The sequence below is a fragment of the Oceanicoccus sp. KOV_DT_Chl genome (assembly GCF_900120175.1).
GTDB lineage: Bacteria > Pseudomonadota > Gammaproteobacteria > Pseudomonadales > Dasaniaceae > Oceanicoccus.
Genome location: NZ_FQLF01000004.1, coordinates 211,710 through 238,239 on the forward strand (window position 1 = coordinate 211,710; position 26,530 = coordinate 238,239).

The window sequence follows — 26,530 nt, forward strand, 5'->3', positions numbered from 1 at the left end:
TATGGCAGCGTTTTCGTACGCAGCTTTAGATAGCAGCGGTAAAGAAAAGAAAGGGGTCATACAAGCCGATAGTAGCCGGCAGGTTCGTCAAATATTACGCGATCAGGGCTTGGCACCGTTGCAAGTCGATAATGCCTCCGCGCAATCCAACAAATCATTGGCAAAAAAATCATCTGCATTTTTAGCGAATAAGGGGCCGCGCTTAAATGTCGCTGAACTTGCTATGATTACCCGACAGTTAGCGACATTAGTTCAGTCCTCAATGCCGCTTGAAGAATCTTTATCTGCCATTGGTCGGCAATCGGAAAACACGCGCGTCAAAAGTATTGTGATGGCTGTGCACTCCAAGGTGATGGAAGGCCATCCGTTGGCGGTGAGCATGGCTGATTTTCCTGCGGCGTTCCCCTCTTTGTATCGGGCGACCGTGTCAGCTGGCGAACATGCAGGGCATTTGGATCTGGTGTTAAATCGTCTTGCGGACTATACCGAAAACAGTTATCAAACCCGTCAGAAAACCAAGTTGGCCTTACTGTATCCTGTTATTTTGTTTGTTATGTCCATTGCTATCGTGTCCGGCTTAATGGCCTTTGTGGTACCCGATGTGGTTGAGGTTTTTATTGGTCAAGGACAGGAACTTCCAGCGTTGACCCAGGCCTTAATCGGCATTAGTGATTTTATTGTGGATTATGGTATTGCCGTCCTTGTATTACTATTAATGGCCGTCACTGGCTTTCAATATGCCTTGCAAAGTGACAGGCTTAAATTACGCTGGCACGAGCAATTATTACGCTTGCCGCTGATCGGTAAATTTGCTCGTGGTAGTAATACCGCACGCTATGCCAGTACCCTCAGTATTTTGACCAGCAGCGGTGTTCCTTTGGTGGACGCCATGAAAATAGCCGCGGAAGTGATTGAAAATCGCTTTTTGCAGCAGGCCGTCTCTGTGGCCACACAAAATGTACGAGAAGGTGGTAGCCTGCATACAGCATTAGAGCAAAATGGCTACTTCCCACCAATGATGATTCATATGATCGCCAGCGGTGAGGCCAGTGGCCAGCTGGATAGTATGTTGGAGCGGGTGGCCGATAACCAGCAACGGGAGTTAGACAATTTAGTGGCTACCCTGATTGGTTTCTTTGAGCCTGGCATGCTGTTATTTATGGGTGTGGCGGTCATGGTTATCGTGCTCGCTATTTTACAGCCAATATTTAATTTAAATCAGCTGATATAACACCAGTGTATATTCTGGATTCAGTGGAGGAGAGTAAGATGAAACGGTCTGCAGGTTTTACCTTAATAGAAATTATGGTGGTCGTCGTTATTATCAGCGTGTTAATTGGCTTGGTGGCCCCCAATATTCTCGGTCGTGTTGATGAGGCCAGAGTTACCGCTGCGCAAACGGACATTGCCACGATGGAGCAGGCGTTGGAAATGTACAAACTTGATAATCAGACCTATCCAACCACCGACCAAGGGCTGCAGGCGCTTGTTCAAAAACCTACCTCTTCGCCGGCGCCAAAAAAATGGAATCCCGCAGGCTACCTTAAAAAAGGCAAATTACCGGTTGACCCTTGGGGAGCAGAATACAATTACATCAGTCCCGGTTCAGCGGGACCTTTTGATTTATATTCTTATGGTGCCGATGGTCGCGAAGGTGGCGAAGGTTACGATGCAGATATTGGTAATTTCTGATCACAGACTCTTTCAGTTAATTGCAGTGCGATGAGACAACAGCTTAGGCCAACGGTATCAGCAGTAAAAGCATCCGGTTTTACCTTGCTGGAAATTTTGCTGGTGCTGGTGGTTATTGCGGTGATGGCATCGCTGGTGGCCGTATCCATCGGCGATAACAGTGCGGCGCAATTAGATCGTGAAGCTGACCGTTTAGTGGCTGTGTTGGAAATGGCCAGTGAAGAGGCGCTGCTGCAAGGTATCGAATTATCGCTCGCATCAGTGAATGACGGCGAATTTTCCGGCTATCAATTTCTTTGGTTGAATCTTGTCGATAAGACATGGCAGCTGCTGCCGGACAAGGCATTTGGTTTTTACGCACTGCCGCCCACAATTTATATGTCCGTAGAGCTCAACGATAAAATGCTGGAGATTGACAATCAATCGGTTGCTACCCGGATAAAGGCGCTGCAGCAATTAGGTGGTGATTTTCGTCCTTTAATTATGTTTTTCTCCAGCGGGGAAATAACACCATTTAGTATTACCCTGCGGCATCCGGATGTCAGTGATGTGATCACTCTGCGCAGTGATGGGGTGTCCGGGATAGAACGCTTATGAGGAGACTGGCAGGTAAGCGTCAGGGGCTTGGTTTTACTTTATTGGAAGTGTTAATCGCACTGGCCATTTTGGCGATTTCGTCGCTGGCGGTCATTGGTCAAAGTCGACAAAGTCTGAGCCAGTTAGAGCAATTGCAACTGAAGGCAACGGCCATTGTGCTGGCAGAAAATCAATTGGCTGTTGTTCAAATTGCGGATGATTGGCCCAGTCTGGGTAGTTCCAGTCAATCTACCCTTTTGGCTCAGCGGCAATGGCGAGTCACCACTCAGGTAAGCAGTACTTCAGATCCCTGGTTTCGTAAAATTGAAGTAACAGTCACGGATGATAGTGTTGCCAACCAGTCGGAGGCAGCGGTGCTTGCGCAATTAATCGGTTATAGAGGCCGCTATTAATGTCACTCAGTCGCCGTCATTCAGGCTTAACCTTATTGGAAGTGCTTATTGCCTTAAGTATTTTTTCAATGATTGGTATTGCCTCTTACCAGGTATTGAATAGCACTATCGTCGGTCAGCAGCAGGGCGATGTTTATTCGTCAGTGCTTGGTAAGCACCTTAAGGCACTGTCTGTAATGGATTATGATTTACAACAATGGGTGGATCGCTCTATACGGCTTGAAGGCGAACAAACGTTAGCAGCTTTAATGGTGGGTGATGAAGAGTACCCGCTACAATTCACCCGTGGTGGCCAGCGCAACCCCTTATTAATGGCTCGTAGTAGTTTGCAGCGGATTGCTTATGATGTGGGCCCCCACCCGCAAGCGGAGAATGAGCAAAGTGTTTTCTATAGAGACGAAAAAAGTTACTTGCGCCGGCATATATGGCAGGCAGTGGATCGCATGGCAGATGCCACGCCACGCACACAGGTATTGTTGGCCGATGTGGTTGGCTTAACGGTGTCGGTTATTACTGAAGATGGGCCGCAATTGGAATGGCCGCTACCAGCAACGGAAAAAAAACAGGTAGATGGCAAACCCGCAACAAAGATATTAGCTATTCAATTGAGTTGGCAGAGTGATGATGACAACACATTCAGCCGCTTATATCCGGTGTTATAGATGGCGCAATTGAGAGTAAGACGGATCATTGGTTTTCGCGCTAACAGGCAGTCCGGAGTGGCCTTGATAACCGTACTGCTCATATTTGCGTTAGCAGCGATTATCACTAGCCAGGTGGCTTCGCGCAATTATCGTGATATTCGAAAAACCGCTAATTTTATCGACAGCAAACAGTCTTATCACTTTGCCCTTGCTGGTGAGCAGTTGGCACGACAGTTGTTATACCGTGATTTTAGCGAGGGCGATCGTACTGCGGTCGATAGCCTGAGTGATAATTGGGCTAATATTGACCAGGTGTTTGATATTGAAAATGGTTCCATGACCATAGAAATTATTGATTTGCACAGCCGCTTCAATGTCAATAATCTAATCGCCGAAGAGGATAGGGTTAATCGCCCGGCTGCTGAAGAGTTCAGTCGTTTGCAATCACAGCTTGAACTCAGCCAGGATTACACTGATTTAGTATTGGATTGGATTGATTCAGATACCCTCCCCAGAGAAGGTGGTGCTGAAGATGAGCAATATGTTGAGAGTGGTTATCTTGCTGCTAATCAACCACTGATCGATGAAACTGAGCTACGCTTACTACAACAAATGACCGCGGCTGATTATGAGCGAATAAAAGATTCGCTGACGGCATTACCGTTAGCTGTTAATGATAAGAAAACCGGCATAACAAAATACAATTTAAACACCTTGGATGCTAAACTACTTAAAGTACTTTCCGTAGCATTAGATGAGCGCCAAATTAGCCAAATTGAGCAGATACAGCGGCAGGGCGGCCTGGATACAGTTGGGCAATGGACGAGCCGTTCAGGTTTAGCCGATCTTGCTTCGATTAGCCAGCAATTGACCGTGCGGAGTGAGTTTTTTGAAGTTCGGGTTATCGCTAATTATCAACAACGTATTAGTGTTATCCGCACGCATCTGTATCGCGATAAAGGTGATGGCCAGTTAATAGTAATCAAACGCCAACAATTGTTCGAGTAATTGAGTAAAGCTATGAGTGATCAGCTAGTTCTGCGAATTCCAGACGGTAACGTCGAAGTCGATATGGCTTGCGACTGGTTTCACTTTTCTATGGCGGGTGAATTACTGGCTTTTGGTCGTGATACCTTGGTAACACTGCATGCCCAGCAAGAACTGTCTATCACTGATTGTCGAATCACAATCCTGGCGCCAGCCAGTGCTTTTTTTCTAGCCGCTACAACTATTCCTTCCCGGCAATTAAAACAGGTTAAACAAGCATTGCCCTATATGGTTGAAGAATTAATTGCTGATGACGTTGATACCGTTCATATCGCTATTCCTGCAAAGCTGGATAGCAATACGTCTCACGTTGATTTTGCAGTTATCAGCCACCGCGTGCTTATTGATTGGTTGGATCATTTACACAGCCACGGCTTTTCTCCCAGTAAATTATTGATTGATTCACTGTGTATACCTTTCGCCAGTAACACTATCACGCTATTGGTCGAAGGTGAAAATGTGCATCTGCGTTGGGGGCAGTACAGTGCAATGATTGTTGCTGTTGCCGAGTGTGAGTGGGCGCTGTCCAATTTATTGCAGTCACAGCAGCAGGACAACCCGCTATGGGTTAAGCCTCAAATCAAGTTGGCAAGCTCGAGCAGCAGCGATATCGACAGCGCAATGGTTGAGGAATTAACAGCCAAGTTTCAGCAGCAGTATGCTGATTTCGACATTAAATCGATTGTTTATCAACAGACGTTGGCAGAGGTTCTGGCAACAGAAGCGGCTTATAATGAGACTGGCGAATTAAATGTCTTGCAAGGTGGGTATGCGGTTAAATCCACGACTGCCATCAGTGAGCGCAATTGGTTGGCAGCTGCTTCTATTGCCGGAATAGGGCTAAGTGCGTATTTGATCATATCATTAGCCAGTGGCTGGTATTTGCAGACACAGGCTGACGATATTGATGGGCAAGCAGTGACGCTCTATAAACAATTATTTCCGAATGAACGTCGTGTTGTCAGCCCTAAAAAACAAATGGAAAATCATTTACGGCTCAGTGGTGTTCAAGGCAATACCCAATTCCTGGCTTTGCTATCACAAACAGCAGAGCAGTTGAATGCTGATGATTCTTCAATGGATCTACAAGTTGATCAATTGCGCTTTGAAAGTAGCAATGGCGACTTGCAGTTTCAGGTCAAAAGTAAGTCACTTGATCAGCTGGATCGCTTAAAACAACAATTAGCGCAGGCTGGTTTATCCGTGGATATTAATTCTGCGGTCGAACAAGATAATTTTGTTATGGGTCGTATTGTGGTGAGGAGCTTATAATGTTTGAAGCGCTTCAGCAGCTACCGCTGTATCAACAGCTTAATAGCAAATATCAAGGTCTAGCTTCGCGCGATCAATTGGCGCTGAAGTTACTCTCCGCTTTTGCATTCATCTTGCTGCTCGTTTACGGCTTGTTGTTGCCAGCCAGTGAATATAGAACCAACGCGGAGCAGCATTATTTAAGCAGTGTTGATACTCTGGCATGGATGCAAGCTAATAAGCAGTTGGTGAGCGCCACCAGTCAGCGCGCAGCCAGCCGTGATCCTGGTCAGTCATTATTGGGCATAGCCAATACAACGTCCAAAAACTTTAATTTAAGTTTTAAACGCTACCAACCGGAAGGCGATAACGGTTTAAGTCTGTGGTTAAATAACGTTGCTTTTAACGATGTGGTGTTATGGCTTGAGCGGTTGGATCAGCGCTACGGCATTAGTGTGAAAGAAATATCAGTTGATCGCGAAGAGGCCAAGGGTACAGTTAATGTACGCCTGGTCTTACAGGGATAAATTGTGTATCAGCAATACTTTGGCCTAACCGACGCCCCATTTTCCATTGCCCCGGATCCGCGTTATCTCTATCTCAGTGACAAGCATCGTGAGGCCTTGGCGCATCTTATTTACGGCGTTGGTGATCAAGGTGGCTTTGTCGTATTAACCGGTGAAGTCGGTACCGGTAAAACCACTATTTGCCGTTGTTTGTTGCAACAGGTTCCTGATAATGCCGATGTTGCTTTTATTATTAACCCCAAGCAAAGCATTAACCAGTTACTGCAATCTGTCTGTAGTGATTTAAATATCGAGCATGATAAAGGCATCACCAGTAAAGAGTTAATTGATTTATTGAATCATTATTTGTTAGCGGCCCATGGCCGTGGTCGCAATACAATTTTGATTATTGATGAAGCACAGAATTTATCAGTTGATGTCCTTGAACAGCTGCGTTTATTAACCAACCTTGAAACCAATGAAAAAAAACTATTACAGTTGGTACTGTTAGGGCAGCCGGAGTTGCTGGACATTCTTGAACAGCCTGAACTGCGTCAATTAGCGCAACGGGTAACGGCCCGTTACCATTTAGACCCATTATCCAAATCGGAAGTCACAGCATATATCCATCACCGGTTATCTGTCGCAGGTTGTCGTTCGGAATTATTTCCTGCTAAAGCGATCAAGAAAATCTATCAATTAAGTCGTGGGATACCACGTTTAATTAATTTGATCAGTGATAGAACGTTGCTAGGCATTTATGCCACTAGCAGTGATCAGGCCAGCGTTAAGATTGTAAATAATGCCGCTCAGGAATTGTTTACTAGTAAGTCTACAGACAAGAATAAGCCTATTTGGTTTATATTATTAGCTATTGTTCTTATGCTTGTTTCTTTTGCAGTCTGGAATACACAAAAAATTTCTGAAGCCAGCGCTGACATTGATGCCGATGCTTATTCAGGTTCAGTTATTAGAAATATGAGTGAAGCTGAAAACTAATGTCTTATATATTGGATGCACTAAAAAAATCTGAACAGGAGCGCCAGCAAAATAGTGGCCCGGGAATTCAGACCGTGCATAAGCCCCATGTGCTGATACGTTCTGCAAACTCTGTCACCGCGACAACGGTTATTGTTTCATCTTTGGTTGTGATGGTTGGCTTGCTCGGCGGTTGGTTATATTTCACTTCAGGCAATGCGGTTTCGATTACAGTGGCACCCGCTACCGAAAAAACAGCGATTGCTAGCCCTGCACCAGTTGCTGAAGTTACTAAGCCAGTAACTGACCCCGAAGCCGTTGCAGCTAGTGCTCAAGTGGCTACGCTTGACACAGTGCTTGAGTTTTGGGAGTTGCCTGATCCTATCCAGCAAGCTATTCCAGCCATGACTTTTTCCTTCCACGTCTACTCAGATAATCCTGCCCGGCGTACCATTATTATTAATAAGCGCCGCGTCAAAGAAGGCGATTTAATTGCTCAGGGTTTGCAGTTAGAAGAAATCACTGCGCAAGGTGTGGTCTTCAATTGGCAGCAGCAACATCGCTTTAGTATCAATGTGGTGGAAAACTGGTAGTTACTGCTCTTGTTTTGCTTTTTCAGTATTAGCGTCTATTGGCTTTTTGCGGGGCTTGTATTCTGTAAATTCCGGTAATTCAGGCGCGGTCGTCTCGCCGATGAATTTACCGCTGTTATACTTTTTTTGTAGTTCTTGCATCAAGTGATAGCGCTTATTGCTGACATCATTGGCTACTTGTTCGGAATCGACTATGACCGGGTGGATAAACACCATCAAATTCTTTTTGACTATTTGATTGGTGGTGTTGCTAAATAACTTTCCAAGTAATGGAATGTCACCTAACAAAGGCACTTTTCTTACCAGCTCTTGTACCTCGTCCGAGACCAGTCCGCCCAGCACTAATATGGTCTCATCCTCTACCAGCACTTTGGTTTTTATGCTGCGCTTGTTGGTAACAATATCGCTGGCAATCGAAGAAGATTGCGAAAGAGTTTCTATTTCCTGCAAAACATCGAGGGTAATAGAATCGCCCTGGTTAATTTGTGGTGTGATTTTTAAAGTTAGGCCAATGTCTTGCCGTTCTATGGTGGTGAAAGGGTCGCTGGTCGATGATGAGCCAGTTGATTGGCCAGTAATGAAGGGCACATTTGAGCCCACTAAAATCTCAGCCTCTTGATTATCCAGTGTCAATATCGAAGGGGTTGATAAAATATTGGTGTCGCTTTCATTGGCGAAAGCTTGAATTAATGCTCGGATGCTACCGTTGCGATAAAAACCAAGACTTAAGCCAGCGGCTAAGATACTATCTTCATCAGCGATAGCGCTACCCAATCCAAAGTTGGTTATAGCTTCTACGCCGTTTTTATTATTAAGGCTGGTACTCCATTCAACGCCAAAAGTTTCAGAAAAATCTTTACTGACTTCAACGATAATTGCTTCAACCAGGACTTGTGCACGGCGAATATCTACCTGCGTAATCACGTCAGCCATAGCATCCAACATTGATGGCGGGGCGGTCATAATTAAGGCATTAGCACTTTCACTGGCTTCAATGCTAATAGTGCTGCCATCTTCAATTTTTTCATCCTTTTGTATTGCTGTGCTCATGCCGCGCAATATGGGTAACAGTTCTGCCGCATCCAAATAATGCAAATATACGACGCGGGTATTGCCTGAACCGTGTATCGGTTTGTCGAGCTGTTTGATCAATTGTTTAACCCGTTGCCGAGTGGCAGGGTCACCAGACATAAGTAAACTGTTAGAGCGGTCGTCACTAGCAATAGAAAAAGGCGGGGCATTGTCGTCAGTTGTAAGTGATAGCACTAAGCCGGCGACAGTGTCTGCAGCGGCGTGCTCCAGTTTAATGACTTCTATGTCAAAATCACCGGAGGCGTCAATACGCTGAATCAAAGCTACCAGGCGTTTAATGCTTAAGGCTTCATCAGCAATGATTAAACTATTCGTTTGTGGGTAAGCAGCAAGGTAGGCTGAGTTGGGCAATAAAGGTTTTAATAATTCGACCAGTCGGCTGGCTGAGACATTCTCAGCCCGGAACACATAGAGAGCCTGCTCACTACCACTCAGGGAATTGATGTCTTTAACTAAATCGCCGGGGGATATTCGTGATAATGCGGCAGGGTAAATACGCAAGATGCCGCCGTTCTCAGCCGCCGCATAACCGTATACGTCCAGCATTGCTAAAAATACTTGATACGCTTGCTCGGCACTCATTGGCTTATTCGCTAGCACCGTGACTTTGCCTTTAACCCGCGGGTCGACCACTATTTTCTTATTGGTTTGTTCAGCCATCCATTGAATTACCGCGCCAATATCCGCATCGCGCATATTGATTGTTAATAATTCATCAGATGAAGTGTTGGCTATTACGCTTGTAGCAAAGCTCAACCAGCAACACAGCAGTAGAGATTTCAACGCGGTGCAGGTGTGGTGATGTAATTGATGGATTGAAGTGGCTAGCGGCATAATCAGTCAAACAAAGTTTTATTATCACTAATTGTAGTTCAGCGTGAGCTTTACGCTAAAGCTTTTCATTGATTAACCGCCAACGCTTTTAACTTTCGAGCGCTAGCTTCTTATCGCCACTAACAGCGGCCTTAATATCCTCAAGCACTATATACATACAGGGAAGTAATAATAAAGTAATCACAGTAGCAAATACGATCCCGAAAGCCAGTGATACCGCCATTGGGACGATTTGCTGGGCTTGCACACTGGTCTCTAACAATATTGGCAGTAAACCAACAAAAGTTGTTAGTGAAGTTAATAATATAGCGCGGAAACGCTGGCATCCCGAATCAATAACCGCTTGATGAAGCGGGGTACCTGATTTAACGGCACGGTTAACAAAATCCACCAAAATTAAACTGTCATTGACGACCACGCCCGAGAGGGCAATAACCCCAAAAAATGACATCATGCTAAAAGCATAGCCGGTAATTAAATGGCCAATGATGGCGCCAATAATGCCAAATGGAATGGCTCCCATAATAATCAATGGCTGCATATACGATTTAGTGGGTACCGCTAATAATGCGTAAATACCTACCAGAGCCAGTGCAAATCCCAGCATCAGGCTGCGACCGGTTTTGGCTTCTTCGTTACTCATGCCAGAGCGTCGGTAACGCAATTCCGGATAGCGTTCAGCGAGTTGTGGCAAAAACGTGTCAAGAATTTCTCCGGTTACCCGTGACGGTTCAACTAATTGTTTATTGGCTTCGGCATTAACCTCTACAGCCCGTTGAAAATTAATGTGATTGGTTTTATTGAGACCTTGTTTGACTTCTACTTTAGCTACCGTAGCTAAAGGAACCGAATCACCCGAAGGTGTGCGGATAAACATGCTGTCCAAGCTGCCAGTCGTGTGGCGATCGGCTAGTGGATAGCGCACCATCACTTTAATTTCATCCGTATTACGCTGTATCCTTTGGGCTTCTGCGCCATAAAATGCGTGGCGAACCTGGGTGCCTAAATCCATTCGGGTGAGGCCTAATGTTTCAGCTTCGGGCAATAATTCCAGATGAAACTCTTCAGATCGGGCGCTGGCACCATTTTGAATATCGTATACGCCATCATAGGTTCTAAGATGGGCTTCTAGCTCTGCAGCTGCGGCTTCCAGTACTTCAAAATCTTTATGCATTAAATCAAAGGAAATAGCTGCGCCAATTTTTGGTCCTTCCGGAGCAGTAAAGGTCAGTACTTCGGCGCCATGAATGTCGCCGACTTGTTTTCGCCAGCGTTTAAGTACTTCATCGCTATTAATATCACGGTGATCAGATTTAGTCAGCTCACCTAGCATCACGCCATTGGTTCGGTTAAAACCAAAGGTAAACACGTTTTCGATAATTTTTTGATCACTATTAGTCTGTTGTTGATACTCTTCTTCGACGGCGCGCAGGCCATCTTCGATCTTCACCATGGCGTCTAATGCTAATTGCTGTGGCGTGCCATCAGCCATTTTTAATTCGGCTTGAAGCATGTCAGCGGGTAATTCCGGGAAGACGACATAGCGAACGACACCGCCAGCAATTAGCCCGAAGGTTAAAATTAATAGGCTGGCAAAAGCGGCAATCGTGGTATATCTGCTGGCTACACAGCGTTCGATAAAGGGGCGGTAGCGTAAATCAATAAAGGATCTTAAGCGGCGGTTGGTGTTTTCCTGGATATGGTCAACAGCGGCCATCCAGCCCCGGTCACTTTTTTACTGTGGGCCAAGTGTGCGGGCAGTATCCATTTAGACTCAATCAGCGAAAAGGCAAGACATAATATAACTACCCAGCCAACAGCTGCCGGTAGTGCTCCCATTACCCCCTGGGTTAATAATGTCGGCAAAAATGCCATGATAGTCGTTAACACGCCAAAGGTTGCCGGGGTGGCAACCTGGTGCGTACCTCTTATGACAGAAGTGATGGTTTGACCATTTTTTTCTTGTTCGCTGTAAACACTTTCACCAATGATAATCGCGTCATCGACTACAATACCGAGCACCAGAATAAACCCAAATAAACTTAATACATTAAGTGAACCACCAATAATCGGCAAATTAAAGACCGCGACTGCACCTAAAAAACATACCGGGATCCCGATCATTACCCAGAACGCCAATTTTATTTCCAGGAACAGTGCCAGAATAAAAAAGACCAGCAACGCACCAAAGGCCAGGTTTTTATACATCATGCCCAGCCGCTCCTCGAGGTAGTAGGTCACATCCATCCATTTGGTTAGATTGACGCCAGCAGGTAAGCTTGCACTTTTGGCTTCTACATAAGCGGTGGCAATAGCGGCCGTTTCCAATTCATCCTGATCACCGCTGGCAATCACCGAAAGACCGACGGAGGGTTTACCGTTAAATAGCGCAAAGCCGGTTTCATCCACAAAACCATCATCAACTACAGCAACATCGCCAAGTGTTAAACGCGTGCCGTCGACAAATGTTTTTAATACAATCGATTCAAATTCGTACTGACGATAAGCCTGACCAGTAGTGCGCAGCATAATATCGCCATTTTCAGTGAACACCGAACCTCCGGGCAGGTTCAAAGATGATGAGCTGATAATATTGGCAACTTCACCCAGGGTCAGGTGATATTCACGCAGTGAGTGTTCGGAAATTTCTATACTGATTTCATAGTCTCTGGCGCCATTTATTTCTACCATGGACACTTCTGGAAAAGTCATCAGCTCAAGCTTGATTTCTTCTGCCAGCGTTTTCATGCCGCGCTCATCAAGATCTCCCCAAATTTGAAGGCGTAAAGCTTGCTCGCGCATTGTCCAGCGATTAATAACCGGTTTTTCAGCTTGCTCAGGAAAATGCTGAATACCATCCACTCGATTTTTGATTGAATCCATTAATGTGGATAAATCAAAGCCGTCAGCTGGTTCGATGAAAATCATGGCCACTGATTCTTTTGCTTCAGCCGTTAGTCGTTGAATGCCTTCCAGATCTTTTAGAGCCTCTTCAACTTTTAGCACAATTCCAAGTTCAACTTCTTCCGGGCGGCACCGGGGTAGGCGATGCTAATGGTTATAATTGGCACTTCTATTTGTGGGAACATCGAACGTTGAATCGCCAAGCCGGAGCCGATCCCGACAAGAATAATCACAAACATGAGTAAATTCGCGGCTACCGGATTGTGGGTGAACCAGGCGATAATACCTTGATGTTGTTTGTCTGTACTCATGGTGCAGTACCGGTAGCGAATGCCGTGTCTGTAGCTTGCGCCGGCAACGGTTGTTCAGTTACAGCTTCGGGTATGGAGGTTTGATCATTAAAGAGTTCACTGGAATTAACCATCGAATTTATGATGACGGTTGATCCTGCTATAGCGTCCCCAATCGGGGTAAGACAAACGCGATCACCATTTTCGAGGCCCTTGGTGACATAAATTTTATTACCCTGTATTCGCAAGGTACTGACTTTGCGGTTACTTAATTTATTCTGTTGATCAACAACCCATAAAAAATCCCCTGCGCGTAGCACATTGCGCGGCAGTACCACCAGATTATCGATTAAGCGCCCTTCAATGGCAGCGCTAACGAAAGTGCCCATTCGCAACGGTGTTAATGGCGCCTTATTTTGGGCGGCAGTAATTGCTTCAGCATTATTTAATACCGGGCTATTTAATAAATAGGGGTCTTTAACCCGGGCAACAGCAAATAAAACCCTTGAGCGCTCATCGTAAACACCTTCGGTGCGATGCAAGCTGGCTTGCCAGTGTTCTGGGTCATCGCCGGTGCTGGTATAAAGATCTACCCGTGTATTGCTATATTCTTCGAGTGGGTCGAGGCTGTCTTTTAATGTGGGGAGTTCGAGGTAGGACAGTTTACTTTGCGGTATAGCAAGCCTGATCTCGGCGAAATCTATGGCGTATAAAACTGCGATGGGGCTACCGGGAGATAAGTACAAGCCCAGGTCACTTTGTTTTTCTTTGATTAAACTGTCGTAGGGCGCGCGAATGACTGTTCGCTTCAAATCGTGCCGGGCTTTAGTCAGGCTGGCTTGTGCCGAGAGTAATTCAGCCTGTGCTTGCTTCAATTGTGGTTGTCTCAGATACAGTGCTCTGGCGCTTTCGCTGCGATGCTTGTTGGGTACTTTTTTAAGTTCCTGAGCGGCGACATCAGCTCGTCCTTGTTCCTGGGCTAATTGGCTTTCAGCGGAGGCAACCGCCGCTTGGGCGCGAAATACATTGGCCTGATGGTCAACGTCATCAATTCGTAATAACACATCTCCCTTTGATACATAACCACCGGCATAAAAAGAGGGCGACACTTCAATTATCTTGCCAGCCACTTCGGCAACAATGGCCGTCTCCCGATGTGGGCTGACGGAGCCCTGTGCCTGAATGGGGATACGTAAACTCTGTAAACTGACCTCGGCAACATCGACCGATAAGCTGCGCACTTGCTGTTCGACCTTGGCATTGTCCGGGCGATTCATCACGAGCAGCACGGCAATAGCCGTGGCAACCACAATCATCAGTAGTGGTGTAATCCATGTACGTTTAATAACATTCACGTAATGCTTCCTTAACTTGAAAATACAGCGCATAGGTTAAAAAAATATGGCCTCATATTACACTAATTAGGTTATATATATTTGATTTAGAAACAGAAAATGATTACAAGTTTGAAAGAAGGTGACTGATACAGTTGTCTATGTGGCGGTGGCTTTTCTATGCTAATGGGGTCATTGCCATGCTATTTAGTGTTAGCATGGCCTACCCCTGCATGGCGATATAATCACCCCGCGCGCTTATCTATACGCTGTCTAAATTCTGCCATCGTTTCTTTCTGCTCGGAGTATCGTTCTACCATATAGTCTTTATTGCCTTTAAGCAGCACAGTAAATTTAACCAGCTCTTCCATCACATCGACTATGCGATCATATAAAGAAGAGGGTTTCATTCGATCGTCGTCACCAAATTCAAGATAGGCTTTAGGTATTGAAGATTGATTGGGTATTGTCACCATCCGCATCCAGCGTCCCAGTATGCGCATCTGGTTGACCGCATTAAAAGATTGGGAGCCACCGGAAACCTGCATCACTGCCAACGTTTTACCTTGGGTGGGGCGAACGCCAGCCAGTGCCAACGGAATCCAGTCAATTTGTAGTTTCATAATTCCTGTCATGGCCCCATGCCGTTCGGGACTGCACCACACCATGCCATCAGCCCAGCTAGCTAATTCCCGTAACTCTTGTACTTTTGGGTGCTGTTCACTGTCATCGTCGGGTAAGGGCAAACCTTGCGGATTATAGGTTTTTGTCTCTGCACCTAGCGCCTGTAAAACTCGTGCGGCTTCTTCGCTAGCAAGGCGACTAAAAGAACGGGATCTCAGGGAGCCATACAACAACAATATTTTAGGTTTTATGTTGCCAGTGTCGCGCTGAAAAAGTTGTTCGCTATCAATGGTGCGAAAACAATCCCCGTCTATGTTAGGCATTTCTTTAATGTTCATAGTTTAGCTCCTTCGGGATCAAACCAGTGGCGGCTGCGATTAACGATGGCGACCAGGGTAAGCATTACTGGTACTTCCACCAATACGCCGACAACAGTGGCAAGAGCAGCGCCTGATTGCAGTCCGAATAGAGAAATAGCTACCGCCACCGCTAATTCAAAAAAGTTTGAGGTGCCAATCATGCAAGCAGGGGCGGCAATATTGTGCGGTAGTTTGATGGCCTTTGCGGCACCATAGGCAATAAAAAATATGCCATAAGTTTGTATCAGTAGTGGGATAGCTATGAGTACAATCGCAAAGGGTTTTGCTAATATTGTTTCTGCCTGGAATCCAAATAACAATACAACGGTTAATAACAAACCCAGAATCGATATGGGTTTGAGTGTCTGGATAAAATGATTTAAACGGTGATGATCATTAGCCGAATCTAATGTTTTACGGGTAATAACCCCGGCAACCAGCGGGATCAGTACATAAAGTACGACGGAAAGTAATAGTGTATCCCAGGGTACGGTGACATCACTAACACCTAATAAGAAGGCAGCTATCGGCGCGAAGGCGACAACCATAATAAGGTCGTTGACTGACACTTGAACCAAGGTGTAATTGGCGTCGCCTTTAGTGAGCTGACTCCAGACAAAAACCATTGCAGTACAGGGTGCAACACCCAACAAAATCATACCAGCAATGTATTCAGTGGCCGTTGCCGGGTCGACCAAATCTACAAACAATACACGAAAAAACAGCCAGCCAAGTGCCGCCATAGTAAAGGGCTTGATTAGCCAATTAATGACCAGTGTTAGTATTAAACCTTTCGGTTTTTTGCCTACGTCTTTAATCGATGAGAAATCCACTTGCACCATCATCGGGTAAATCATTACCCAAATAAAGAGCGCAACTGGTATATTTACATGGGCAATTTCAAGTGCCGCAAACCATTTAAATAATGATGGAATGGTATTGCCCAAAGTGACGCCCGCAATAATACAAAGTCCAACCCATAAACTAAGGTAGCGTTCGAAAATCCCCATTATCAATTAATCTCCGAAATTTCTTGCAGTTTTGCCTGTAGTGCAGGTTTATCAGCGTGTTCAAAATCAAACGCTAGCAGGCTGTGAATACGCCGCTCAATGGTTGTCATCACCGAATAAAATGCAGCTTCAACTTGCTCTTCTGTTGTGTCCAGTTTTGAGGGGTCGGGTAAGCCCCAGTGCACTTTAATGGTATTGCCAAACCAAACCGGGCACGCTTCACTGGCTGCGCTATCGCATACGGTGATCACTACATCTGGCGTCAGTTCTTCAGCGATATCCCAGGATTTGCTATGCAGGCCTGAGGTACTAATCCCTTTTTGTTGCAGGTATTTAAGTGATAGTGGATGTACCTGGTCCGCAGGCTGGCTACCAGCGCTGTAAGCGGTGACTCGGCCATTGGATAAATGATTGGTAATGGCTTGGCTGAGTATGCTGCGGCAGCGGTTATGGGTGCAGATAAATAGAATTTTCATAAGAAATGGGGTCCCGAAGATATAAAAGTCAGCAGCTAGGACGGTCGCTCATCCGGGTTAATTTTGTTTGATAGAGGTGCAGGTTTTCTTCGCGGGCTGTGACTGCTTGCTCGAATATGGCGTGGGCCCAGTCGGGTAGGGCGGGGTTGATTCGATAAAACACCCATTGGCCACGGCGCTCGTCTAACAGCAGGCCACAGTTGCGTAGTTGGGCTAAATGCCTTGATATTTTAGGTTGACTGTCATCCAGTGCGGCCATCAACTCACAGACACAAAGCTCACCGGCTTGCTGAATTAACAATATGGCATTCAAGCGGGTGTCGTCAGCAAGGCATTTGAATAGTTGTACGGGGCTAATCATTGTTGGGCCTTATTGCCTTATCCTTAACATGTTGTCGAAGAATAATAGTGGTTAGTGATACATTCGAATATATGGATATCCGTATATTCGAATGATATAGGCTCAAATACTTAAAGGCAACAGGTTTCTGCTACCGATAATGTATACCGTGATGAGAAGGATCGAGTCAGGGGAGTACACGGGCCAACTGGCTTGCAAGATCGTCTCAGGGTTAAATAATATGCTTAGCTACTTGATCGAGCCGCTCTTTGTTGGCCTCTTGTTTGTTAAGTTGGGCGCTATTGGCGGGTGTGCTACTAAGCTTGCTTTTTGCACCAAGTAATTTACATCTTAAATGATCAATACTTGTAAGCAATTTGTTAAACGTGTTCTGGTTGATCGTGTCTAACTCATCGATAGCTACAATCCCTTCATCCATTAACTTTGGTAATAATTCCAGTAAATTTTTTTCTGAGGGATCTTGCTTAATCTTTTCCCGGTCGAGAAGCCAGTGCCGTAATTCATCTGTCTCCTCGTCGGTTAATTGACTCTCAACATGAGGAGGGATTTCCTTTAATCGTTTATCAAAGTGAGCAACTATGTACTCATTTGTAAGATTTGATTTAGTCTGCGTGTCGACGCGACTGCATATAATATTGCTTGCGTCTGCTGTGAATTTCATAAATCCTCTTAATTATTAACTAATGAGATAAAAATACTGGTATATCTACATGCTTGAATACTTCTCTAATAGTACTTCCAATAAATAATTCGCGTAATTTTGAGTGCCCATAGGCACCCATCACCAATAAATCATGATTCTTTAAATCCAGAGTATCAAGTAGGCTATCCGCCATATTTTTTTCATTTGCTTTGATAGATATATACTCAGCATTTAGCTTGTGCAGTGTTAAATATTTCGAGATAGATATACGGTCCAGTTCGGAATCCAACGTTTTATTTTGTTGTTGCCCTATATTTAAAATAGTTCCTTTTGTGCAATCATTGGCGCAGATTAATGGTAAGGAATGTGTCAATGACCGGCTTGCTTCGTGGCTCTCATCCCAAACAAAAGCCGGTGACTGAGGAAATTGATAATTGGGAGCTCTGTTAGGAACTACCAGAACCGGGCAACTTGAATTAACAGCAATATCGATCGCTGGATCGGTTAATAGCGAAAGAATACTATCCGGTACTTGATTTTTTTCTAATATAATCAAATCATAATATTGACTGTATTTTTTTAGTGCTGTAGATATTTTTTCTGTTGTGGTTAGTAACGGGATGTCTTTTTTTAATAATAATCCCACTTTATTTAAAGTATCTTTGATGTTACTTATCTCATGCTTAATGATTGCATGATGCTGCTCAAAATTACGGGCATATGAGTCAGTTTTTTTCTCCAGGCCATCAGGCATGAGTGAGGGTTGTGTAACATCCTGATAGGGTGGTTCTATGTACAATCCGGTGATGCTGGTTTCAAAGTATTTTGATATATGTATGGCCCACTCAAATCGATTATTTATCAATGCGCCACTAGTTATTGGCATTAGAATACTTTTAACTGACATGCTGCCCTCATTTAATAGATCTGACCAGGGTTTCGCTTAAAAAATGTATATCTCTCTATGGTGCTGTGGTTATATGATTTCCTTCTTCGCTATTACGCTGCACTATCTGTGCCAAAGATATAAGCTAAAACCCAGTGGCTTTTATCTCGTTAATATAGGATATATCAACAACAGTTTCTGGGGCTTTTCAACAATAATGGTTGATAAGCACAATCAATAAGTTAATTTAAAATAAAGAATTTAACTGTTTCAGATAAGTTTCACTGGTAGATAATATTGGCGAATGATTAGAGGCTAAATGCTCCACACATCAGCCAATGTAGTGCGAAGGCTTTGCTCATTTTATACTACCTATCATAATTAAAGTGTAGATAGTGATAGCCCTAATCGGTTGCTATGCACAAGCAAACTGATAGTGTTCAAGTAGAAAGGCATTTTTCGTGCCAGCTGACTTTAGTCATTCGTTTGATAGAGCACGCTCAGCTTGAAGCATGAATGTTATATTTTTGTATTCTATACCTTAATGTTTCTCGAGTCGTTCCAAGCACCTTTGCTGCCTCTGAAACATTATGGTCAGAATTTTCTAGCGCAGCTTGAATGATTTGGCGCTCCATTTCATCAAGTGTAATACTGCCATCAATTGGTAGAGTGAGCATAACTGATGGTTTTTCTTTCTGTTGAGAAGCATTAGCATCAAAATCAGACACATTATTGTGTTGAGCGATATTTGGTTGAAACAGCTGTAGCCATTGTTCTGGAAAAGAATCGTCAGTTGAAAGTAGTACGCTGCGCTCAATAACATTTCGCAGCTCACGAATATTACCGGGCCAGTCATAATTTAATAGTTTTTCCCATACGGCGTCGGGGATGATCTCTATCTTTTTGTTAGCTTTGGTATTGTATTCAGATACAATGCGCGGGACTAATTCTACCAAGTCATCTTTGCGCTCTCTTAAAGTGGGTAAGGTAATACGAAACACGCTTAGACGGTGATACAGATCCTCTCTGAATGTACCGTTTTGTATTCCAGTTACCAGGTCGATGCTCGTGGCGGCCATAATTTGTACATTAATAGGTGTTTCTCGTTCACTGCCCAGTCGCCTTATTTTTTGATCTTCGATTGCTTTCAATAATTTACTTTGCAGCTCAATATCCATATCACCAATTTCATCTAAAAATAAAGTGCCGCTATTGGCTTGCTCAAACAGGCCTTTATGACGTCCTTTGGCGCCGGTAAATGCGCCGGCTTCATGTCCAAAGAGTTGTGATTCAAGCAGGTCCTTTGGTAGTGCCGCACAGTTTAGCTCTATGATTGGCCCATCAGAGCGTTGCCCACAATGATGGAGGATTCTGGCAATCAGCCCTTTGCCCGTGCCGGTTTCTCCCGTAATAATCAGTGTGCTAATGGGTACTTCAAACAGTTGTTTTAGCATACCCTTAAGCGCTTTTATTGGCGCACTTTTGCCTACTATGGCTTCTAGTTGGTAACGTTCTAGCTTTGAATTTGAATAAGTGTGTAAGCGTTTGCGGGTTAAGTGTGAACGTAATGCTCGATTAACGAGTATATGTATACGTTTTTCGTCTAACGGTTTAGTTAAATAGTCGTATGCCAGATCCTCAATCCAGGTTATATCTTTTTTATCGTCGTCATTAACGATAAAAATCCATTCAGCATCGTCAGTGTATGCTTGTAATTCTTTGACATCATCTTCCATCGATAGCTCGAGGTCAGCGATGATGACCTGAGGTTCAAAATCATAATCTATGATTTGTAATTTTGCGCTGGCAGTGCAATCTACTACTTCTAAACTCCATCCCTTGTTTTTATAATGATTGCTTAATGCGGTAGCTAAATTACTGTCATCTTCAATAATTAGCAGGCGATTTGCCATGAGGGTATCCTAATTGTGTATGTGCTTGCCAAGGTATAAGCCTGACAGGATATCAAGAAGTATATGTCTTGATTATTATGCCTCAGCCAGAATGCAGTGGCTAATTTTATACTTTTCAGGATAGTAATTTTATGTTGAATGTATAATTTGGCACGCTCTTTATAGATTATATTTACTGTTTGGCTGTAATAGTAATATAGCGCTAGGTCTATTTTCTTTCGCAAATAGTACGGTGGAGTTACTGGCTCTCAGATTATGAGTAGAGAAAAAATTGTATTGTCAATTCACTGTAGCTACCACGCTATATATACCGGCTGTCTTCTGTGTGATTTTTTGTCTTCTATACGGTCAGGCGAGTGAAGGTATGCTAACGGTACCTTTTAGCATTTGTATTAACTGTTTTGGGATTGCCGCGCAGTTCTGCCTGGGCATTGTTTAGTCGCCGTTTGTTAGCTCCTCGGCACCGAAGTGATCAACGGCAACCGCTAATGCCACAGCCATTTCAGCATCATGTAATTGCTTGGCATCTGACTCGCTGAGTAAGTTTTGCTGCAATGCTTGATCGACCGTTACCCGATTTTCTTTGAGTATGTCACGCAATGCCTGCGAGGCTACCACTTTATCGAAGGCGTCCTCGATTCGTCCTAGCCCTTTTGCGCTCTGGCCAATATGAACGCCTTCGGTCAGTCGTCGGCGACAGTCTGAAGGTTCTAGTAGTAGTTCAGCGCAACGATCGGTTAGTGCATCGGTAGCGGGGCGTCGTCGAATCCCAAGCGGTAGGATTATCAGCTTCATTAACCATGCCACTGGCCGCGACGGAAAATTACTGATCACTTGATCCAATTGTTGTTCTATTTTGTTAAGACCAGCTGCAAGCAACCAATCTATCAGTGGCCGATCTGATGCAGGACGGCCATCGTCTTCAAAATTTTTCATCACACAGCTGAGTAAGTACAACTCACTGAGGACGTCTCCGAGCCTGGCGGAAAGATATTCCTTACGCTTTAAGGCCCCGCCCAGGGTTATCAGAGCCACTTCGGATATAAAGGTCAACACTGCGCTATAGCGACTGATCTGTTGATAATGCCGTTTTAACGAGCCAGCGCCTTTCGGCTCTTTGACCAGATGGCCGGCAGTCCAGGTATGTAGCCAGACTCGCCCCAGTCCGCAGCAAATAAAAGCGGCGTGTTTAAATAATACGCGGTCTAAAGCGTGCAACGCTTGCTCTTCGTCATCAAGACTCGCCGCGTCCATTTCCGCCAGTAGATAAGGGTGGCAGCGTATCGCTCCCTGCCCAAAAATAATCAGGTTGCGTGTGAGGGTGTTTGCCCCTTCGACGGTTATTGCTACGGGTACGGAGCGGTAAACATTTCCAAGATAATTATTGGGTCCGTCACTGATAGCCTTGCCGCCGTGGACATCCATGGCATCATTGATCACCTCGCGTAGGCGGTAGGTTGCATGTGCTTTAAGAATCGCTGAAATCACTACTGGAATATGACCGTGATCCAGGGCCTGGGTCGTGGTCTTGCGAGCCGCATCCAGTAAATAAGTAGTAGCTGCGATATTAGCGAGCTGCGCGCGTACACCCTCAAAGTTGCCGATGGGGATATTGAATTGCTCACGAATGCGGGCATAAGCTCCCGTAGCTTTAGCCGCAAGTTTGGCACCACCGGTACTCAGTGATGGCAGGGAAATACTTCGACCCGCAGCCAGTGCTGCCATCAGCATTTTCCAACCTTCACCAATTCTTTCCTGACCACCAATGACCCAATCCATTGGAACGAATACATCTTCCCCCCAGTTAGGTCCATTTTGAAATGCTTGCATGCAAGGGTAGTGGCGGTCACCAATGATTACACCCTCCGTATCAGTGGGCACCAGTGCGACAGTAATCCCCAACTCATCGTCTTCGCCGATCAGGTGATCAGGGTCATAGAGTTTAAAAGCCAGCCCGAGCAGAGTGGCCACTGGGCCGAGAGTGATATAGCGCTTATGCCAATTCACCCGCATACCCAATACTTGTTCGCCATTATATTCGCCGTAACAGACAACGCCTTTATCCACCATTGACGCGGCATCGGATCCAGCTTCTGGACTGGTTAATCCAAAGCAGGGGATTTCGCGCCCGTCGGCTAGTCGTGGCAGGTAGTAGTCCCGTTGTGCCTGAGTGCCAAATTGATGCAGTAGTTCGCCAGGGCCAAGCGAGTTCGGCACCATTACCGTGACTGCTACGGTAGTACTGACAGTTGAAATTCGAGTGACAATCTCCGAGTGGGCATAAGCTGAAAATTCCAGTCCACCATACTGCTTTGGAATGATCATCCCGAAAAACTTATGTTGCTTCAGGAAATCCCAAATTGCTGTTGGAATTTTGCGATGCTCAAAGGTGATCGCCCAGTCGTCAATCATCTCGCAGAGTGTTGCCACTGGCCCGTCGATGAAAGCCCGCTCTTCAGAGCTTAATTGAGGTGCTCCCATCGACAATAATTGCTGCCAGTCGGGCTTGCCAGAAAGTAGTTGTGCATCCCACCAAACACCGCCAGCTTCCAGTGCTTGTAACTCGGTATCTGACATCGGCGGTAGCACTTGTTTTAGCTGCCGTAAAATGGGTTTAGTTAACCATCGCTGGCGCATTGTAAGCATCAATTGATCTCCCTAATTAATGTGGTACCACTCATGAATAGTGCTACAAAAAATGATAATAGACTAGCTGTCTATACTTTCCTGCTGGCTTTCGACATCATCAAACGTTGCCTGTCCATGTACATTGAAATAAAGTTTGCCAGACAGGTAAAGGCGCATAGTCTGCGGCGGGATTTCCGCATCAAAGCGCACAATAACCCTGCCCCCCAAGTAGGGTGCAAGTGTTGCAAGCATGCGACGGGCAAACTTGCTATCAGCTTCAGCGCACAGCAATACAACGCCATTATCAAGTGGCGCCAGAGTCGCTGGTGGAGCAGCGCTTGGTTCTACCCGACCTAAATCATATTGTGCTAGCGCCGCACCGAGCCTTTCCGCCAATTTTTGTCGTTGAGACGACCCTGGTTCTGCCCGTACCTCAAGCTGCAGACGTAATTGTTTGTAATCCGCGGCGTACTGACTAAGTGATAAAGTTACCTGTTGCTTTGCTTGGCTTGAAGGAGGACGCCACTCGGTTTGCCAGCTTTGGCCATTGCTCGTCGATACGAGAGCCAGGTCAAGTTCCATTCCGTCTGGCGTGCTCGTGACAACTGTCGCGGGGTTGGTTGAGAAAAGGCCATCATCTTCAAAATCGCCAAATAACGTAATGAGTCCAATGACAATCAAAGCCAGAGGAATGATCAGCCAGGCCTGCCTTTTTACCCTGTTGTTTTCTACATAAGCGTCATTTATCAAGCGGACCTCTTTGCACTACATAATAAAAAATTATGTAGTGCAGGTGAGTATTGATATAAGGCGTTCAATTTCTGATTAGCAATACATGCTATTACTATGCGTCAGATGTATTCTTGCTATCTTCAGTGAATTGCTGCTCAGCATCCTCTAGAGACTGTTCCAAAACCCCATAGGCTTCAGAAAAACCATCCGTGACTTCTGCCCAGGCATCTTCCGAGCTGTCCTGTAACTTATTAGCCCATGATTCTAGCGCTTCTCTTTGTTCTTCCACAGCTTTAATCGTGGCTTTTCTTGCTTCGTTAGTCTGAGCGCTAACTGACGCTGCCTGACTATCCAGGGTTTGCTTCATTGAATCAATTCGCGCATCGATTCGTTGCATTTCAGTATTAACTGCGGTGATCGCCTGTTCCTGTTCGGCTTGGCTGTAGGCTTTTAATGATTGGGTAAATTCTTGCCATTCATTCATTACAACATCCTTTGATGCCTTAGGGTTGGCTGTGTTTGATGTGGTCTCCGCTTTATCAGGTTTTGGCGCAGAGCTGGTTTCTACTTTGGCATTATCTTGCTGCTCACAGCCACTAATGAATATCGCGCTTGTTGCGATAAGCGTAATAACTAATAAATTCCTGTTAATTGTCATAAGGATTTCCCCTTTCCGAATTTGGTTACAATAATCGTCTATAAAAAGTTGTCCTGCATCAACCGATGATCATCGCAGATGCGATGATCATCATTCTATGCAATAACTCTTTTTTCTTAACTTGGTGAATAGTTGGGTTACGAGGCACAGAGCGCGCGTAACATCCATGTATTTTCTTCATGCTGACCGATACGATCAGTTAACAGATCAGCAGTTTTCACGTCGTTAACTTTTTCTGCGGCAACCACGGCTTCACGTAAAAGTCTGCTACACATTTCATTATCTTCAGCAAGCTCTGCAATCATTGCTTCAGCTTTTGGTGAGCCCAGTTCCTCTTTGATAACTGCAACTTTTGAAAACTGTAAAAAACTACCTGGTGCAATAAAGCCAAGTATGCGGATGCGCTCTGCGATACTATCAATTGCTTCCGCCATATCCTGATACTGCTGTTCCGTCAATTTGTGAATACTAAAAAATAGCGGACCGACAACATTCCAGTGACAATTTTGGGTTTTTAGGTAGAGAAGATAGGTGTTGGCAAGAGCACTGGATAACCTCTCGGCCAGTTCGGCGCGGTCATGTCTATCAACACCACTATTGGTATGAAATTCCTCTGTAGTTAGTTTTAAAATAGCTTCCTGTGACATATTAAGCTCCTGTATCTATTGGTGAATTAAAAAATTCATAACTAGTAATGCAGGTTTGATGCCAATTGATTATGTGCGAAATGTTGGCTAATAAGTGCTTGGTTGGTTGATTTAAACCAACAGGAAAGTGCAAAACCACAATTATAGGTTTTTTTCATATATTCACGGAATATGGCTCTTAATGCTTCAGGTTAGTGTAAGTGGTAATAAAATAACTTCAGATAACAGTAAATTATAAGATGGAAAATATTGCTTAAGTTTCTATTTTGATGGTGACCTAGCTATAAAAAACGCCTAGGAAATACAATCATGAACTTATTGCCACATGGTTTACTAGATAGTTATCGACCTTAACAAATTGATTATTGGATATGGTACAAGAATTGCGAGTTTAAAGTGAGGGCGCAAATTATTAAGCGCGAATTTATTCATTTGAATAAGTAATGAGGTGTTGAATGAGTATCAAACGAATATTGGTTAATTTAGACAATAACTCCACTTTTAATCACAGGCTTGAGTGGGCAATAACCCTGGCGAAATCATTTGACGCAGAAATTGATTGTCTTTATATAGAGCCCGCTCCTTTAGCTAATACAGTATATCCACAGTCAATCGCACTGGGCATGCCAGTGTTTCCAGATCGAAATTTAGCCGCCCACAAGAATAGGGTAGAGAATGATATTGAAGAAATTAGTAATAAAATTAAAAAAATATCTGCAATTTTTAATATAGATTTATCGTTAACTTCGATAGAGAAAAATTGGCAGACTGCGATACCGGAATACAGTCGTTACTATGATTTGATTATTATGGGTAAAGAAATAGATGGCGAAAATGCGCTAGATATTTTAGGTAGCCCGACCTCCAATATTGTCATCAAGTCAAGTTGCCCGGTACTTATATTGCCTGAACAGCCCAGGCTGACTGCTTCTTTCAATCACCCCATTATTGCATGGAATGCTAGCCGAGAGGCAGGTCGTGCGGTTTCTGACTCACTCCCGTTTATACAGCTTGCTGATGATGTCACTGTGTTCAATGGTTCACATCAGCTGCAAGGTGACATTATTGATAATGAATCCAGTAAATCTTCAATACTGCGCTACTTAAAACAGCATGAGGTGGATGCGGATTACGTGGAATGTGACGAAAATGCCGATAAAATTGGAGATATGTTATTGGCTAGAGTTGAAGAATACAATCATGACTTTATGGTTGTGGGGGCGGGAAGGCACTCAAAATTTTATGAAATGCTTTTTAATAATACTGTAGAGGATGTTTTAGATAAAACCGACATACCTGTATTGGTCTCCCATTAATTATATGGCTGCGGCTAAAGCGTCTAACGACTAGCAAAATTAATTGTCCGATTTTGAAAACCACTGCAGCACCATCACCGTCAGTGCTGGCAACATCGTTAAGGTAACACCAGCAGCGCCGAG

General features: G+C 44.6%; 27 protein-coding genes. 11 read left to right on the forward strand and 16 right to left on the reverse strand.

Annotation, left to right across the window (positions count from 1 at the left end):
- Position 1 precedes the first annotated feature (1 nt).
- The 10 genes from gspF to UNITIG_RS16510 are packed head-to-tail and all read left to right on the forward strand — an operon-like array spanning position 2 to position 7,700.
- Positions 2–1,231: a type II secretion system inner membrane protein GspF gene (gene gspF / locus UNITIG_RS16465; RefSeq protein ID WP_101759475.1), complete on the forward strand. Its 1,230-nt coding sequence runs from the start codon at positions 2–4 to the stop codon at positions 1,229–1,231.
- 38 nt (positions 1,232–1,269) lie between these two features.
- Positions 1,270–1,692 carry a type II secretion system major pseudopilin GspG gene (gene gspG / locus UNITIG_RS16470; RefSeq protein ID WP_101759476.1) on the forward strand — a complete coding sequence of 141 codons (423 nt, stop codon included), beginning with the start codon at positions 1,270–1,272 and terminating at the stop codon, positions 1,690–1,692.
- A gap of 30 nt (positions 1,693–1,722) precedes the next feature.
- Entirely contained in the window at positions 1,723–2,289 is a 567-nt protein-coding gene (gene gspH / locus UNITIG_RS16475; protein WP_101759477.1) for a type II secretion system minor pseudopilin GspH, read from the forward strand.
- A complete protein-coding gene (gene gspI, locus UNITIG_RS16480; RefSeq protein ID WP_101759478.1) occupies positions 2,286–2,681 on the forward strand; it encodes a type II secretion system minor pseudopilin GspI in 396 nt (131 codons plus the stop codon). Before gspH ends, gspI begins: the two co-directional genes overlap by 4 nt.
- A complete protein-coding gene (gene gspJ, locus UNITIG_RS16485; protein ID WP_101759479.1) occupies positions 2,681–3,343 on the forward strand; it encodes a type II secretion system minor pseudopilin GspJ in 663 nt (220 codons plus the stop codon). The genes gspI and gspJ overlap by 1 nt, the downstream gene beginning before the upstream one ends.
- Positions 3,344–4,333, forward strand: a complete 990-nt coding sequence (gene gspK / locus UNITIG_RS16490) for a type II secretion system minor pseudopilin GspK (RefSeq protein ID WP_101759480.1) — start codon at positions 3,344–3,346, stop codon at positions 4,331–4,333.
- 12 nt (positions 4,334–4,345) lie between these two features.
- Positions 4,346–5,644, forward strand: coding sequence for a type II secretion system protein GspL (gene gspL / locus UNITIG_RS16495; RefSeq protein WP_101759481.1), 1,299 nt, complete (start codon positions 4,346–4,348; stop codon positions 5,642–5,644).
- On the forward strand, positions 5,644–6,150 hold the full coding sequence (gene gspM, locus UNITIG_RS16500; RefSeq protein WP_101759482.1) for a type II secretion system protein GspM: 507 nt from the start codon (positions 5,644–5,646) through the stop codon (positions 6,148–6,150). Before gspL ends, gspM begins: the two co-directional genes overlap by 1 nt.
- A gap of 3 nt (positions 6,151–6,153) precedes the next feature.
- Positions 6,154–7,128, forward strand: coding sequence for an ExeA family protein (locus tag UNITIG_RS16505; RefSeq protein WP_101759483.1), 975 nt, complete (start codon positions 6,154–6,156; stop codon positions 7,126–7,128).
- Positions 7,128–7,700, forward strand: a complete 573-nt coding sequence (locus UNITIG_RS16510; RefSeq protein WP_101759484.1) for a general secretion pathway protein GspB — start codon at positions 7,128–7,130, stop codon at positions 7,698–7,700. Before UNITIG_RS16505 ends, UNITIG_RS16510 begins: the two co-directional genes overlap by 1 nt.
- Here UNITIG_RS16510 and gspD read toward each other — a convergent pair whose 3' ends face one another.
- The 16 genes from gspD to UNITIG_RS16590 form a co-directional block, all read right to left on the reverse strand.
- On the reverse strand, positions 7,701–9,548 hold the full coding sequence (gspD, locus tag UNITIG_RS16515) for a type II secretion system secretin GspD (RefSeq protein WP_235015463.1): 1,848 nt from the start codon (positions 9,546–9,548) through the stop codon (positions 7,701–7,703). It lies immediately after the preceding gene.
- A 166-nt stretch (positions 9,549–9,714) separates the two neighbouring features.
- Complete coding sequence (locus tag UNITIG_RS25145) at positions 9,715–11,343, reverse strand: efflux RND transporter permease subunit (RefSeq protein WP_101759486.1); 1,629 nt, start codon at positions 11,341–11,343, stop codon at positions 9,715–9,717.
- Positions 11,298–12,632, reverse strand: coding sequence for an efflux RND transporter permease subunit (locus UNITIG_RS25150; protein WP_159931180.1), 1,335 nt, complete (start codon positions 12,630–12,632; stop codon positions 11,298–11,300). The genes UNITIG_RS25145 and UNITIG_RS25150 overlap by 46 nt, the downstream gene beginning before the upstream one ends.
- On the reverse strand, positions 12,626–12,841 hold the full coding sequence (locus UNITIG_RS16530) for an efflux RND transporter permease subunit (RefSeq protein WP_101759488.1): 216 nt from the start codon (positions 12,839–12,841) through the stop codon (positions 12,626–12,628). The genes UNITIG_RS25150 and UNITIG_RS16530 overlap by 7 nt, the downstream gene beginning before the upstream one ends.
- Complete coding sequence (locus UNITIG_RS16535) at positions 12,838–14,175, reverse strand: efflux RND transporter periplasmic adaptor subunit (RefSeq protein ID WP_159931181.1); 1,338 nt, start codon at positions 14,173–14,175, stop codon at positions 12,838–12,840. Before UNITIG_RS16535 ends, UNITIG_RS16530 begins: the two co-directional genes overlap by 4 nt.
- Positions 14,176–14,399: 224 nt before the next feature.
- A complete protein-coding gene (arsH, locus tag UNITIG_RS16540; RefSeq protein ID WP_200821338.1) occupies positions 14,400–15,116 on the reverse strand; it encodes an arsenical resistance protein ArsH in 717 nt (238 codons plus the stop codon).
- Positions 15,113–16,147, reverse strand: a complete 1,035-nt coding sequence (gene arsB / locus UNITIG_RS16545) for an ACR3 family arsenite efflux transporter (protein ID WP_101759490.1) — start codon at positions 16,145–16,147, stop codon at positions 15,113–15,115. Before arsB ends, arsH begins: the two co-directional genes overlap by 4 nt.
- Positions 16,148–16,149: 2 nt before the next feature.
- Positions 16,150–16,623 (reverse strand): arsenate reductase ArsC, encoded by a 474-nt coding sequence (locus UNITIG_RS16550; RefSeq protein ID WP_101759491.1) that lies wholly within the window; start codon positions 16,621–16,623, stop codon positions 16,150–16,152.
- Positions 16,624–16,651: 28 nt separating this feature from the next.
- On the reverse strand, positions 16,652–16,981 hold the full coding sequence (locus UNITIG_RS16555) for a metalloregulator ArsR/SmtB family transcription factor (RefSeq protein ID WP_369809215.1): 330 nt from the start codon (positions 16,979–16,981) through the stop codon (positions 16,652–16,654).
- 214 nt (positions 16,982–17,195) lie between these two features.
- Complete coding sequence (locus UNITIG_RS16560) at positions 17,196–17,645, reverse strand: hypothetical protein (protein ID WP_101759493.1); 450 nt, start codon at positions 17,643–17,645, stop codon at positions 17,196–17,198.
- A 19-nt stretch (positions 17,646–17,664) separates the two neighbouring features.
- Positions 17,665–18,534 (reverse strand): universal stress protein, encoded by an 870-nt coding sequence (locus tag UNITIG_RS16565; protein ID WP_101759494.1) that lies wholly within the window; start codon positions 18,532–18,534, stop codon positions 17,665–17,667.
- Positions 18,535–19,013: 479 nt separating this feature from the next.
- Positions 19,014–20,426, reverse strand: coding sequence for a sigma-54 dependent transcriptional regulator (locus UNITIG_RS16570; RefSeq protein WP_101759495.1), 1,413 nt, complete (start codon positions 20,424–20,426; stop codon positions 19,014–19,016).
- 435 nt (positions 20,427–20,861) lie between these two features.
- Positions 20,862–23,072 carry an acyl-CoA dehydrogenase gene (locus UNITIG_RS16575; protein WP_101759496.1) on the reverse strand — a complete coding sequence of 737 codons (2,211 nt, stop codon included), beginning with the start codon at positions 23,070–23,072 and terminating at the stop codon, positions 20,862–20,864.
- Between the two features lie 63 nt (positions 23,073–23,135).
- Complete coding sequence (locus UNITIG_RS16580) at positions 23,136–23,804, reverse strand: hypothetical protein (protein ID WP_101759497.1); 669 nt, start codon at positions 23,802–23,804, stop codon at positions 23,136–23,138.
- A gap of 94 nt (positions 23,805–23,898) precedes the next feature.
- Positions 23,899–24,444 carry a hypothetical protein gene (locus tag UNITIG_RS16585; protein WP_101759498.1) on the reverse strand — a complete coding sequence of 182 codons (546 nt, stop codon included), beginning with the start codon at positions 24,442–24,444 and terminating at the stop codon, positions 23,899–23,901.
- 137 nt (positions 24,445–24,581) lie between these two features.
- On the reverse strand, positions 24,582–25,091 hold the full coding sequence (locus UNITIG_RS16590) for a Dps family protein (RefSeq protein ID WP_101759499.1): 510 nt from the start codon (positions 25,089–25,091) through the stop codon (positions 24,582–24,584).
- Positions 25,092–25,546: 455 nt separating this feature from the next.
- Here UNITIG_RS16590 and UNITIG_RS16595 point away from each other — a divergent pair, with 455 nt between their 5' ends.
- On the forward strand, positions 25,547–26,407 hold the full coding sequence (locus UNITIG_RS16595) for a universal stress protein (protein ID WP_101759500.1): 861 nt from the start codon (positions 25,547–25,549) through the stop codon (positions 26,405–26,407).
- The last annotated feature ends 123 nt before the right edge of the window (positions 26,408–26,530 follow it).

What these genes read in the sequence shown, in the direction of transcription:
- gspF (WP_101759475.1), top strand. Translation starts at nt 2, where the DNA reads ATGGCAGCGTTTTCGTACGCAGCTTTAGATAGCAGCGGTAAAGAAAAG.
- gspG (WP_101759476.1), top strand. Translation starts at nt 1,270, where the DNA reads ATGAAACGGTCTGCAGGTTTTACCTTAATAGAAATTATGGTGGTCGTC.
- gspH (WP_101759477.1), top strand. Translation starts at nt 1,723, where the DNA reads ATGAGACAACAGCTTAGGCCAACGGTATCAGCAGTAAAAGCATCCGGT.
- gspI (WP_101759478.1), top strand. Translation starts at nt 2,286, where the DNA reads ATGAGGAGACTGGCAGGTAAGCGTCAGGGGCTTGGTTTTACTTTATTG.
- gspJ (WP_101759479.1), top strand. Translation starts at nt 2,681, where the DNA reads ATGTCACTCAGTCGCCGTCATTCAGGCTTAACCTTATTGGAAGTGCTT.
- gspK (WP_101759480.1), top strand. Translation starts at nt 3,344, where the DNA reads ATGGCGCAATTGAGAGTAAGACGGATCATTGGTTTTCGCGCTAACAGG.
- gspL (WP_101759481.1), top strand. Translation starts at nt 4,346, where the DNA reads ATGAGTGATCAGCTAGTTCTGCGAATTCCAGACGGTAACGTCGAAGTC.
- gspM (WP_101759482.1), top strand. Translation starts at nt 5,644, where the DNA reads ATGTTTGAAGCGCTTCAGCAGCTACCGCTGTATCAACAGCTTAATAGC.
- UNITIG_RS16510 (WP_101759484.1), top strand. Translation starts at nt 7,128, where the DNA reads ATGTCTTATATATTGGATGCACTAAAAAAATCTGAACAGGAGCGCCAG.
- UNITIG_RS25145 (WP_101759486.1), bottom strand. Translation starts at nt 11,343, where the DNA reads ATGGCCGCTGTTGACCATATCCAGGAAAACACCAACCGCCGCTTAAGA.
- UNITIG_RS16530 (WP_101759488.1), bottom strand. Translation starts at nt 12,841, where the DNA reads ATGAGTACAGACAAACAACATCAAGGTATTATCGCCTGGTTCACCCAC.
- arsH (WP_200821338.1), bottom strand. Translation starts at nt 15,116, where the DNA reads ATGAACATTAAAGAAATGCCTAACATAGACGGGGATTGTTTTCGCACC.
- arsB (WP_101759490.1), bottom strand. Translation starts at nt 16,147, where the DNA reads ATGGGGATTTTCGAACGCTACCTTAGTTTATGGGTTGGACTTTGTATT.
- UNITIG_RS16550 (WP_101759491.1), bottom strand. Translation starts at nt 16,623, where the DNA reads ATGAAAATTCTATTTATCTGCACCCATAACCGCTGCCGCAGCATACTC.
- UNITIG_RS16560 (WP_101759493.1), bottom strand. Translation starts at nt 17,645, where the DNA reads ATGAAATTCACAGCAGACGCAAGCAATATTATATGCAGTCGCGTCGAC.
- UNITIG_RS16565 (WP_101759494.1), bottom strand. Translation starts at nt 18,534, where the DNA reads ATGTCAGTTAAAAGTATTCTAATGCCAATAACTAGTGGCGCATTGATA.
- UNITIG_RS16570 (WP_101759495.1), bottom strand. Translation starts at nt 20,426, where the DNA reads ATGGCAAATCGCCTGCTAATTATTGAAGATGACAGTAATTTAGCTACC.
- UNITIG_RS16575 (WP_101759496.1), bottom strand. Translation starts at nt 23,072, where the DNA reads ATGCTTACAATGCGCCAGCGATGGTTAACTAAACCCATTTTACGGCAG.
- UNITIG_RS16585 (WP_101759498.1), bottom strand. Translation starts at nt 24,444, where the DNA reads ATGACAATTAACAGGAATTTATTAGTTATTACGCTTATCGCAACAAGC.
- UNITIG_RS16590 (WP_101759499.1), bottom strand. Translation starts at nt 25,091, where the DNA reads ATGTCACAGGAAGCTATTTTAAAACTAACTACAGAGGAATTTCATACC.
- UNITIG_RS16595 (WP_101759500.1), top strand. Translation starts at nt 25,547, where the DNA reads ATGAGTATCAAACGAATATTGGTTAATTTAGACAATAACTCCACTTTT.